Raw genomic sequence first — 11,120 nt, 5'->3', positions numbered from 1 at the left:
TTGAGGACGGCAGTAATAGACATAAAAAAATCCGGCTCCATAAGGGGAAACCGGATTGTCCTATGTTCAGAAGATCGGTCAACCGATCCTTAACTGATCAGCATTGCAGCTGATGAGCTGGGCTTGAATTATTTGGCTTGGTTTAAATGCCGTAATCAGCGCGATAAGCATTGACCTGTTCAAGGTGCTCGGCCATTTCCGGCTGAGCTTCGAGGTAGGTAACCAGATCAGCCAGACTAATAATCGAAGTGACGTGGCATTGGTAATCACGCTCTACTTCCTGAATTGCCGATAGCTCGCCCGTACCGCGCTCTTGACGGTCAAGCGCAATCAACACGCCAGCTAACTCGGCTTTATTGGCTTCGATAATAGTCATGGACTCGCGAATCGCGGTGCCAGCAGTGATGACATCATCCACCAGCATAATGCGACCAGTGAGTGGCGAGCCGACTAGGTTGCCACCTTCGCCATGATCTTTGGCTTCTTTGCGGTTAAAACAATAAGGCACATCAAGGTCATGGTGATCGGCCAACGCCACAGCTGTGGTCGTGGCAATCGGGATCCCTTTGTACGCTGGGCCAAACAGTACATCAAAGGCAATACCGCTTTCTGCCAACGCAGCCGCATAGAAACGCCCCAACTTTGCCAAATCACGGCCAGTATTGAATAGACCGGCGTTAAAGAAGTAAGGACTTTTACGGCCTGACTTTAGAGTGAATTCGCCAAACTTCAACACCTGCTTTTCAAGGGCAAATTCAATGAATGCTTGTTGATACGGTTTCATTGATTAGTCCTCCAATGCCTGCTTTTGCGCCGCGATAATGGTATCGATGCCACCTTTGGCTAAATCAAGTAGCTGATGCAGCTCATCGAACGAGAATGGTTCACCTTCAGCAGTGCCTTGCACTTCAATCAGCTTACCGTCTTCAGTCATGACCACGTTCATGTCGGTTTCCGCAGCGGAATCTTCCACGTATTCCAAATCGCACACGGCATCGTCACCAACAATGCCCACAGACACAGCTGCAATCATGAACTTCAGAGGGCTTTGCTTGAGCTTTCCTTCCGCTACCATCCAGTTAAAAGCATCAGCCAATGCCACACAAGCACCGCTGATCGCCGCGGTACGAGTGCCACCATCGGCTTGAATCACATCACAATCGAGGGTGATGGAGTAATCATTCAGCGCTTTCAAATCAACCGCTGCGCGCAACGCTCGAGCAATCAAACGTTGGATCTCCAGCGTACGACCACCTTGCTTGCCGCGAGCTGCTTCACGATTACCACGGGTGTGGGTAGCGCGCGGCAACATGCTGTACTCAGCGGTAACCCAGCCCTGCCCGGAACCTTTTAAGAAGCGCGGCACCGACTCTTCAACAGAGGCAGTACACAGCACTTTGGTATTGCCAAACTCAACCAACACTGAACCTTCAGCGTGACAGGTATATTTTCGAGTAAAGCGAATCTCACGGGGTTGTTCGAGGGCTCTTTCGTTCGGGCGCATGCCAGCTCCAAAATGTCATTCAAAATAAAACCGCAATAGTATAACGGCGTCCTCTGCAGTTTTCTTGATTAGTTCTTTCGTTTGCTCAAACAAACGGTTTTGCCAGCACAATTTTACGGCTAGGATTAATCACATAGTCCAAGGAATACACAGTATTACAAAAGGAAAACCTGATGATGTCTGCCATTCGGCTGTTAATGCTAGTGTTGTTCGCGAGCTGGAGCATGTTTGCTTGGGCGCAGCCGCCAACGCTGCAAACCATGCTCAATGCTGAATCAGAACAGCAAGATGAAGTGACAACGGCCGATCAAGATAACATGGCAATCGTCGTTGATGACTATAACCGAGGTTCGCCTCGGACATCGATGGAAGGCTATTTGAATGCCGCCAACCGCAATGACTTCGAACGTGCGAGTCAGTACTTAGATGTTCGTAACCTCCATGCCGAAGCAGCGGAAGTAACCCCTGCCGACCTTGCGAAACAGCTCAAGCAAGTACTCGATCGGCAGCTTTGGGTCGACATTCATTCTCTCAGTCAATCGAACTTGGGGGCGCCAAACGACAGTTTGCCGGGCTATCGAGATTTAGTCGGCAAAATCGCCACGCCAGATCGAACCGTCAATGTGTACATGCAGCGGGTACCGCGCCCAGACGGCGTATTCATCTGGAAAATATCCAACGCATCGGTGTCGCAAATTCCGCATTTGTACGCCATCTATGGCGACGGGCCAATTGGCGAAGCGCTAGCGCCTTATTTGCCCGAATTTGTGTGGCTAGGTATGCAAAGCTGGCAGTGGTTGATGATACTTGCCCTGTTTGTCGGCGCGTTTGTTATCACTTGGCCACTGTTCTGGTTGGTGCAGCGATTTATTGCTCAGCGCCATGCCAACCCCGAACTACTCAATCATTTCATATCCGGCCCATTGCGACTGCTCACTGTGGTACTGGTCGTCCGTAGCCAGTTTGAATTGCTCAGACCGTCGATTGAGAGCCGAGCGATCGCCGAAGGGCAAACGCTGTTGATTATCGCCGTCACTTGGGTGTTGGTGATTAGCTTAGAATTGTTACGTCAGCGCACTCATCGCAAGCTGTTGCGTACCGGTCGTGATCAAGCTGCGCTGTTGCTGCGGCCATTGTTTAATGTCCTCAAAACCTTGGTCGTGTTGTTTGCTTTTTTGATTTGGCTGGAAAACCTTGGCTTTCAAGCGACCACTATTTTGGCAGGCTTGGGCATTGGTGGTTTAGCCGTGGCGCTGGCGGCACAAAAATCGGTTGAGAACATTATCGGCGCCATCACCTTATACATTTCAACACCCGTTAAAGCTGGCGATTTCTGCCGCTTTGGCGATCAAACCGGCATCGTCGAAGAGATTGGCCTGCGCTTTACCCGCGTCAGAACCATTGATCGCACGGTCATCAATATCCCCAACGCGACCTTCGTTGACTTGCACTTGGAAAACTTCGCCGAGCGAGAAAAAATACGTTTCGATCCCGCGGTGCAGTTGCGGCTCGACAGTAAAGCCAGCCAAGTCGAACAAGTGTTAGTGACGCTCAAGCAAGCACTCAAAGACCACCCGATGGTGGACGATGAGCCGCTGCGAGTGAGACTGCAGAACTTCGCCACTCATGGCCTTAAGCTGAACATTTTGTGCTACATCAAGACCACTGATTTTAATGAATATCTCGAAGTCGCAGAGGCGCTGAACTTGACTATCCTCAGGATTCTGGAAGAAAACCAAGTGTCACCAGCGGATTTGACCCAATACAGACTGGTGCAGGGCGAAAGCTAACGCCTATAATGGACCGCTTTTTTAAATCTATCTCATTCATGCTCAAGCCACTGCAGCAAACACTGACTTGAGCCAAAAGGAACTGAACATGGGTATTCACAGTATGACGGCGTATGCGCGCCACGAAATCAAAGCCGAGTGGGGCAGCGCCGTTTGGGAAATTCGTTCAGTCAACCAGCGCTATTTAGAAACCTTTATGCGCTTACCGGAGCAATTTCGCAGCCTCGATCCGGTATTGCGTGAACGCTTCCGCAAAGCGATGCAGCGTGGCAAGGTCGAATGCGGCCTACGTTATGAGTTCCAACAAGCCGACAGCGGCCAACTGCAACTGAATGAAACGCTGGCCCAAGAAGTGATCACTAAAGCTCGCTGGATCAGTGACCATGTCGGTGGCTCCATGCACGTCAATCCGCTGGATGTGATGCAATGGCCGGGGGTGATGGTTGCTCAAGAGCAAGACCTCGATCAGATCACCAAAGATGTGCTGGTTGGCTTTGATGAAACTCTTAAGCAGTTCCTAGAATCGCGCGCTAACGAGGGCCAAGCGCTAAAAGAACTTATTGAAGCTCGCCTCACCGGCGTCGACGAACAAGTGAAGCAAGTGCGGGAACACTTACCAACCGCTGCACAGTGGCAGCGCGACCGCATTATGACACGACTCGAAGAAGCCAAAGTAGAGCTTGAGCCGGGCCGATTAGAGCAAGAAATGGTAATGCTGGCGCAGAAATCAGACGTTGCCGAAGAGCTCGATCGCCTCGATACCCACGTATCAGAAAGCCTCAAAATCCTCAAAAAAGGTGGCGCTTGCGGCCGCCGTTTGGATTTCATGATGCAAGAGTTTAACCGCGAAGCGAATACCCTTGGTTCGAAATCCATTACCTCGGATATCACTCAAGCAGCAGTAGAGCTGAAGGTACTAATCGAGCAAATGAGAGAGCAAATTCAGAATATCGAGTGATGTTTCACGCTGTTTCAGATTGTTATAAAAACCCTTTAAAGCCGCTATGTTAGCGGCTTTTTTATGTGAACGGTCGCGTAGCGACAGAACACCACGGGTTTACCCGTGGATGAATGAGTCCGGCGTCACGATAGAGCAGATGGGCTTCGACGATGATCATATGCATATGTTGATGATCATCCCTCCACGTTATTCGATATCAGAGGTAATGGGCCAACTAAAAGCCCAATCTGCGTCGCATATGCGTCAGACGTTTAAATGGCTCTCGAAAGAGTATTGGAAAGAGAATTCACCTCACCAGGCAATCACATACTCAACGCTTTCCCACCTGGTATTAGCGTTGAGATAGATGTTAGGTCATCCACAACCCAAGCAGATTTCAAAATAGCTGTAGTGCTCGTTGCTGTAATGTTGAACCTCTAATGGGTCGAAGTATTCAGTGATGAGGTCATACTGAGCATCGAGATCGGCAACTCATTTTTCACCGATTACCTTACTCACAAACTCAGAAGTAGATAAATCTCTGAAAGCCACTAACTCAGCCTCAAATGATGCTGCATATTGTTGTAATTCTGTCTTCATAATCAAACAGTTAATAAGTATAACAGGACGATTAATCCTATAAATCACCCACAATGCTCGGAGGGAGCTCAAATTTGTTTTGAAAAAATTGTGAACTCACCAAAGCACCTGAGAATATTTTCAAAACAAATTTTAACTGCCGAGGTTTTAAGAGGCTTTTCCCTTCACCTGCACTCATGGCCAGGAAATTCCTTAAAAGAGCTTTGTATCATTGATTTATTTGATTGATAGGCCATACGTGAATTTTGCACTGTCGTTTTTATCTGACTCCACATAGATAGCTATTGATGTGGTAACAGCTTTGGAACAAACTACTCATGCTCTACGCTCTATTGCCAGTCGCATCGGTTTTTTCTGAGCTCAGTAATACAGGTTTACTAACATGGAACGCTTCAACATCGAGTCATTAAGTGACATTTCTCTGCTAAAAGAGTCTTCCGAAGTCGAGTGTAAGCTCGCTGGGGGAAGGGACGGTAAGGGAGCCATCCCTAAAGACATGTGGGAAACTTACAGTGCCTTTGCCAATACGGATGGTGGAACCATCCTGTTGGGTGTGAAAGAGTCCAAAGGAACCTTCTCTATCCAAGGCATTGAAAATATCGAAAAGGTTAAAAGTGACCTGTTTAATACAGCAAACTCAAGCAAGGTCAGCACTAATCTTTTAACCAATAGCTCTGTATTTGAGGCCTGCATTGACGGAAAAAATATTCTGATTATTCAGATCCGAAGGGCCAGAAGAGAAGAGCGGCCAGTCTTTCTGAATAGTAATCCTGTTGAAAATTCTTATCACCGTAGACACGAGGGAGATCAGAAGCTTAGTGAAGAGCAGGTCAAAAGAATGTTTGCAGAGCAAGTCGAAGACTCTCGGGATAACCAGGTGTTACCCTACTTTGGAATGGAAGATCTCGACCTTGAATCTTTGAGAGTCTATAGACAAAATTTTGCCAACTTAAACCCAAACCATGTTTGGAATGAGTTACCACTGAATCAATTTTTACAAAAAATTGGTGGATGGAAAAAGAATAGAGACACTGGAGAAGAGGGGCTCACTGTTGCTGGCCTGCTGATGTTTGGTACTCACCCAACAATTCAAGAAAAATTTCCCTACTTCATGCTGGACTATCAAGAACGGCCAGAAGCAAAAGCAGAGCGCCGTTGGGTGGATAGAATAACTCTCGATGGGACTTGGTCGGGTAACCTTTATGACTTTTCCCGAAAGGTCTACCGAAAGCTAACGGAAGATATTAAAGTTCCATTTGAGCTAAGTGATGGTGTTAGGCAAGAAGATACTCCGGTTCACATTGCTCTTCGAGAAGCTCTTGCAAATGTAATTGTTCATGCTGACTACACTGGCAGAGCATCAGTCCTAGTCGTCAAACGACCAGATATGTTTGGTTTCAGAAATCCCGGCTTGATGCGAGTTCCCATGGAAGTTGCTTTGCACGGAGGGGAGGCTGATTGCCGTAATCGACTTTTGCACCAAATGTTCAGGTATGTGAAATTCGGAGAACAATCAGGTTCAGGAATTCCAAAGATACTTGATGGTTGGAAGAGTCAACACTGGTCACCTCCGTTACTCCAAGAGGTAACCGAGCCAAATGACCAAACTCTTCTATGGCTTAAAATGATCGACTTGTATCCAAGCAGCGTTGTTGATGAGTTAACACGAACCTTTGAAAATACATTTTCGTCTCTTTCTGAGTTAGAGCGCTCGATAGCCATTTTCATTAATGCTAGCTTCTATCTGACACACCAACAGCTGGTTACTCAAACAGGTGCATACCCACGCGATATCACCCTAGCCTTGGTGAAGCTGGAAAAATTAAACATTATTGCCTCAAGTGGTCAGCAAAAGAGTAAGGTCTACCATAAGCCTGGTATTGAAATTCCAACTCCGGACAATGTAACAGGTCAGTTTATGACTGACTTTTTATTCGTGAGCAAACCTCAAGAAGCGGCAGAACCCACCCAAAGTCCGGAGTTAAGTCCGGAGTTAAGTCCGGAGTTAAGTCCGGACTCAGGAAAAACACAAGCTGAGTGGCAGGAGCTCCAAGAAATCGCGGCTCCAGTGAAAGGAAAAAGTCGCTCTGTAGGCAAGCAGGCTTTCACTGGCACCATTCTCAAACTTTGTAGTGAGGGGCGTTATATATCGATAAGAGATCTTTCTGAATTACTTGGAATGAAAGAGGATACATTGAGAAAGAACTACTTAACGCCGCTAGTCAGGGAAGGAAAGCTGAAGCTAGCGTTCCCGACAGAGAAAAACCATCCTAAACAAGCTTATTCAAAAAATACGCATAGCTCTGAGTAAATGGTAAAAAGACCAGGCTCACCTGGCACTAAGGAAATCAAACACTTTGGTCAAGGCATTTGCAGGAGCTCTCTCTTTAGATGGATAAGCCGTTTACAGCAGATTTGCGTGAACTCGCAGATGGCATGGGAATTGGCCTGTATCAGCGCTTTACGCCAACAGAAGCTTCACTGTTTTTACGCTGCCCTCTGAAAGAGATCACCAAGCTTCAGGCCAGCATGTTATCTGTGAATGATAAGCTGATGCCAAGTGGTGACATGATTGGTGACACGAACACGATAACTGCCTCCAAACGAATTCTTAATATAATAATTAATATAAATTTTTAATTTTCAATGCGTGAGCAGATCCAAAATATCGAATAGTCCCAGCTAGTCACCAAAACACGAAAGCGGCCCCAAAGGCCGCTTTTTCGTTATCTATCCAATTGCGTTTTAACTCAGCCGACGCAGGACCATCATCAACATCGCCAACTGTGCTCTAGCGACCAATGCCCTACTGACTGAATCTATGCCTTAGTTTGCTGGTACTGGCTTGTAGAACCGAACCCAGTCGACCAAGTAGGTGTTTTTGCTGTCGTCGGCGAGCTCTTCATCAGTTGGGGTAATCGATGGCTCAGCACCCGAACGCCAGTCTTGATCTTCAGTATTAATAATCACATGCATGGGTTTGGTTAAGCCGTTGCCATTGGTGAAGTTATGTGGGTCAATGACATCAACGCCTGAGGCAGTTCGAACCAGCTTGCCATCGACGTAGTATTCCAAATGCCATGGGTCGCGCCAGTAAACACCGATGCGGTGAAAATCTTCTTGCCACTTGGTTTTGCCATCGGTGTACCAAGTATCGGTCGAGGAAGGCTGATAATCCTGAAACGGATCGCGAATAAACACGTGATGACTCAGATGCAATCGCTCGGCAAACCAAGCTTGATCGGGACGGTCACTGCCATAGGCCTCGAGTACATCGATTTCTTCTGTCGAATCGGGGCTCAATAACCAAAAGTCCGACGCCATGACCAAATTGCTCAGCTTGGCCCTGACTTCAAGGAAAAGCGGGTACACCACGAGCTGATGCGACGTGATGCTGCCAGCATAGACTTTATTGGTGCCCGGCTTACGACCGGCTTTGATGTGGAGCATGCCACCGTCAACTTCCGAATATTCAGGGTGCCATTCCGTCAGTCCGGGGCCTTTCCATGGGTTGATGAATCCTTCATGCCAACGGCTATAAAATTCCACACTTTTTCCAACAGCTGGTGCCCGATAGTTAAAGTCATCGGATAGTGATTGCAGCTGCCAAATCATCCCTTCTCCAGCATCAGCAGGCACCGGGTAGTCATCCCAATCTGCTGCTTGTAATGCGCCAGCCGATAGCAACAAGACACTCCATAATCTCTTCATTGGCATAATCCTCAATGGAAAAACTGTTTAAAAAACTTCAAAACAAGCTGCAAAGCAAAAACGCCAGCGACAAACCTATCGCTGGCTAACTTACTACTGGATTGTTGTTATACAGGAGGGCTTATGCCTTCCCTTGGGGGGTCTATTCCTGATCCCAATGCTCCGGCCAGTAGCGATAAATGCTCAAGCCGTATTTGCTGGCACGCTCTTTCGCTTCAGCCAAGTATTTCAGGCTTTGCTCTTTCGCTTGGGCTTGATCAGCAACCAACAAGGTGTAGTGGTTGTAGCTCATTTCAGTGCCGTCTTGGTCAATCAGTCGAATATCAATTTCGAATTCACCCTCGGCATCTTCTGGCAGCAACCAGCTCATGTCGCCAAATTGCACGCTGCTATCGGCACCAATGGTGAGACCGGTTAGTGTGCCTGCTTCATGAGTAAATTCGCCTTGACGGATCACCCAGTCACAAGTGACATTCGTCAGTTCTTGTTGGTAGTCATTAACAATCCAAATGCCACCAGTGAAGGTTTCACTCGGCGCCCAACGGCGCTTATCAAACTGAACACTTGGCAACAATGGCTGATAGGTTTGCTTCACATAGAAGTAAGACAGCTTTTTCTTGCCATAGTAATCCACCAAGCCCCACTTAATGTCTGGCCAGTGAGTGATGAAGTGACATAGCGACACTCCGCTCATCTTAGGTTTGCGGCGACGGTAAGTTTCCAGCGCAAACTGAGCAACCGTACCTTGAGCAATTTGAGTGGCTTCAACAAACTCTTCCAACGAGCCCATTTTGTAGTCACCAAAGACTTCAAAGTTAAGGTTTTTCAGAATATCGATATCGGCCCAGTGGTAGCCCCAGCTCAAGCCCATTGGCCACAGTTCATCTTCAGGAATGAACTTTTTCAGGCTCTCAACGCTTGGTGCCGAAGCGGCGGTTAACTCAGGAATAATCGCGCAATCTAGTGACGGGTAGTATTCCTCCATGAACTCGGCGCCGCCTTGGTAGTAGTGTTCGTTGGCGTGAATCGATTCTTTTGGCTTGAAGCCCATGTTCACCGCGGACTCTGAGCTCAACGGTGATGCCAAGCCATACGGAATATTGGTTAATTCGGCAACTGTGTCACCAATGACTTCCATCAGGTATTTGTTACCACTTTCTTCGTGGGCACCGGAGAAGAATACTTCTTCACCGCCCATCCAGAAGATCTGAGATGGGTGATTACGACGCTTCTTGACGGTATGAATACACTCATGCAGCACGCCATTGACGAATTCTGGCTCCGCAGAATAAGCCTGAGTGGCAAGGGTGAAGTTGGTCCACACGGTAATGCCCAACTCATCACAGATGCGATAGAAATCTGGGATCTCTGGCGGATGCCAACCGAAAATACGCAGGTTGTTGATATTACATTCTTTAACAGCATCTAAGCGGTCTTGATATTTCTTCAGGCTGTTACGGCCATAAAGGAATGACGGCTGCCCACCCCAACACGCCGAACGCAAGAAATGACGCTTGCCGTTAATCACAAATGTCCAAGGGTACTCATTGTCGCCCGGCTCAAAGCCCGGGTTCATTTCCATCACGACTTCACGCAAACCGATCACGTCATCATTCTGGTCCAATACCGTATCGCCAGCAGTAAGCGTGGCATTTAACGCGTAAAGGTTCTGATCACCCATGTCCCATGGCCACCACAGCTCAGCATTGGCGACGCGAATTGTGGTTTGGTAGGTGTTTAGCCCGGGCTTGGCTTGCTCCGTGAGTTTAGCGCTATGGACTTGATCGGAATCGAAGTTGTGAGCCGCTAGATTCACTGCAACCTCAACCGCCACCTCGGTATCGCCGTGGTTTTCAACTTCATAGAACAGATCAACAATGGCATCGTCGCCGTCAAGTTTGACATCGGCACGCTGGCTGACAATTCGCACTGGCTCAGTAATTTCGACCTTCACCGGGCGCCAAATACCAAATGGCACCAGACCGGTAAAGTAGTCACCGGAGAAGTTAACCTTCTTACCGCCACAGTTACGGTAGTTCTTAGGTGGCGGATTGAGTTTAACCATCAGCATATTCGAGCCATCACGCCAGTCGTCGTAATTGACCAACTCAGAGATATCGAACTCAAACTCCGAGAACATACCTTCGTGCGAGCCTAGCAGGTGGCCGTTTAACCAAACTTCACAGCTGTAATCGACACCTTCAAACACCAAGCGGATAGTTTTGCCTTTCATGCTCGGCTCAACACTGAAACGGCGGGTGTACCACCACTCATAGTCCTGCACCCATTTGGCCTTGTGCATGTTGCGACCAACATATGGGTCATCAATCTCACCGGCTTTGTGTAAATCGGTATAGACGTCACCCGGAATCGACGCATGGTTCCAACTAAATGTGGTTCCCTGATATTCCGCCGGTAATAAGTGGAAGCCTTCGTCAACACCTTGGCCCGGACGCATCCGTTCCATTTGCCAGTGGTTGCCGCTCAAATCAATCGTGTGCAGTGCCATAGTCAGTTACCTATTGGTTGTTGCTACTGATGCCAAACTCAATGAACTACGGGTTCGGCATTCGCT

General features: G+C 48.0%; 9 protein-coding genes. 5 read left to right on the top strand and 4 right to left on the bottom strand.

Going from position 1 to position 11,120, the window contains the following annotated elements; genetic code table 11:
* Window positions 1-142: 142 nt before the first annotated feature.
* Window positions 143-784, bottom strand: coding sequence for an orotate phosphoribosyltransferase (gene pyrE / locus CBE68_RS15870; protein WP_087507078.1), 642 nt, complete (start codon window positions 782-784; stop codon window positions 143-145).
* 3 nt (window positions 785-787) lie between these two features.
* Window positions 788-1,504: a ribonuclease PH gene (gene rph, locus CBE68_RS15865; RefSeq protein ID WP_087507077.1), complete on the bottom strand. Its 717-nt coding sequence runs from the start codon at window positions 1,502-1,504 to the stop codon at window positions 788-790.
* 173 nt (window positions 1,505-1,677) lie between these two features.
* Between rph and CBE68_RS15860 the strand changes: the two genes are divergently transcribed.
* The 5 genes from CBE68_RS15860 (at window position 1,678) to CBE68_RS15840 (ending at window position 7,474) form a co-directional block, all read left to right on the top strand.
* Entirely contained in the window at window positions 1,678-3,294 is a 1,617-nt protein-coding gene (locus CBE68_RS15860) for a mechanosensitive ion channel family protein (protein WP_087507076.1), read from the top strand.
* Window positions 3,295-3,382: 88 nt separating this feature from the next.
* Window positions 3,383-4,252: a YicC/YloC family endoribonuclease gene (locus tag CBE68_RS15855; protein ID WP_229744781.1), complete on the top strand. Its 870-nt coding sequence runs from the start codon at window positions 3,383-3,385 to the stop codon at window positions 4,250-4,252.
* A 46-nt stretch (window positions 4,253-4,298) separates the two neighbouring features.
* Complete coding sequence (locus CBE68_RS19090) at window positions 4,299-4,601, top strand: transposase (protein WP_087507075.1); 303 nt, start codon at window positions 4,299-4,301, stop codon at window positions 4,599-4,601.
* A 615-nt stretch (window positions 4,602-5,216) separates the two neighbouring features.
* The gene (locus tag CBE68_RS15845) at window positions 5,217-7,145 is read left to right on the top strand and encodes an RNA-binding domain-containing protein (protein ID WP_087507074.1); all 1,929 of its coding nucleotides are present in this window, start codon (window positions 5,217-5,219) and stop codon (window positions 7,143-7,145) included.
* 80 nt (window positions 7,146-7,225) lie between these two features.
* The gene (locus CBE68_RS15840; protein ID WP_087507073.1) at window positions 7,226-7,474 is read left to right on the top strand and encodes a hypothetical protein; all 249 of its coding nucleotides are present in this window, start codon (window positions 7,226-7,228) and stop codon (window positions 7,472-7,474) included.
* A gap of 186 nt (window positions 7,475-7,660) precedes the next feature.
* On the opposite strand, the gene CBE68_RS15835 is transcribed toward CBE68_RS15840, so the two are convergent.
* Together CBE68_RS15835 and CBE68_RS15830 are read right to left on the bottom strand one after the other, a co-directional pair.
* Entirely contained in the window at window positions 7,661-8,545 is an 885-nt protein-coding gene (locus CBE68_RS15835) for a family 16 glycosylhydrolase (protein WP_087507085.1), read from the bottom strand.
* Between the two features lie 142 nt (window positions 8,546-8,687).
* Window positions 8,688-11,054, bottom strand: coding sequence for a glycoside hydrolase family 2 protein (locus tag CBE68_RS15830; protein ID WP_087507072.1), 2,367 nt, complete (start codon window positions 11,052-11,054; stop codon window positions 8,688-8,690).
* Window positions 11,055-11,120: the final 66 nt, after the last annotated feature.

Origin of the sequence: Neiella marina, from assembly GCF_002165625.1 — a bacterium.
GTDB lineage: Bacteria > Pseudomonadota > Gammaproteobacteria > Enterobacterales > Neiellaceae > Neiella > Neiella marina.
Note: the sequence above shows the minus strand (reverse complement) of the source record. Positions and strands in the feature narration are given on the sequence as shown.

Bases quoted from the DNA above. Each gene is read 5' to 3' on its own strand.
- pyrE (WP_087507078.1), bottom strand. From the start codon at position 784: ATGAAACCGTATCAACAAGCATTCATTGAATTTGCCCTTGAAAAGCAG.
- rph (WP_087507077.1), bottom strand. From the start codon at position 1,504: ATGCGCCCGAACGAAAGAGCCCTCGAACAACCCCGTGAGATTCGCTTT.
- CBE68_RS15860 (WP_087507076.1), top strand. From the start codon at position 1,678: ATGATGTCTGCCATTCGGCTGTTAATGCTAGTGTTGTTCGCGAGCTGG.
- CBE68_RS15855 (WP_229744781.1), top strand. From the start codon at position 3,383: ATGGGTATTCACAGTATGACGGCGTATGCGCGCCACGAAATCAAAGCC.
- CBE68_RS19090 (WP_087507075.1), top strand. From the start codon at position 4,299: ATGTTAGCGGCTTTTTTATGTGAACGGTCGCGTAGCGACAGAACACCA.
- CBE68_RS15845 (WP_087507074.1), top strand. From the start codon at position 5,217: ATGGAACGCTTCAACATCGAGTCATTAAGTGACATTTCTCTGCTAAAA.
- CBE68_RS15840 (WP_087507073.1), top strand. From the start codon at position 7,226: ATGGATAAGCCGTTTACAGCAGATTTGCGTGAACTCGCAGATGGCATG.
- CBE68_RS15835 (WP_087507085.1), bottom strand. From the start codon at position 8,545: ATGAAGAGATTATGGAGTGTCTTGTTGCTATCGGCTGGCGCATTACAA.
- CBE68_RS15830 (WP_087507072.1), bottom strand. From the start codon at position 11,054: ATGGCACTGCACACGATTGATTTGAGCGGCAACCACTGGCAAATGGAA.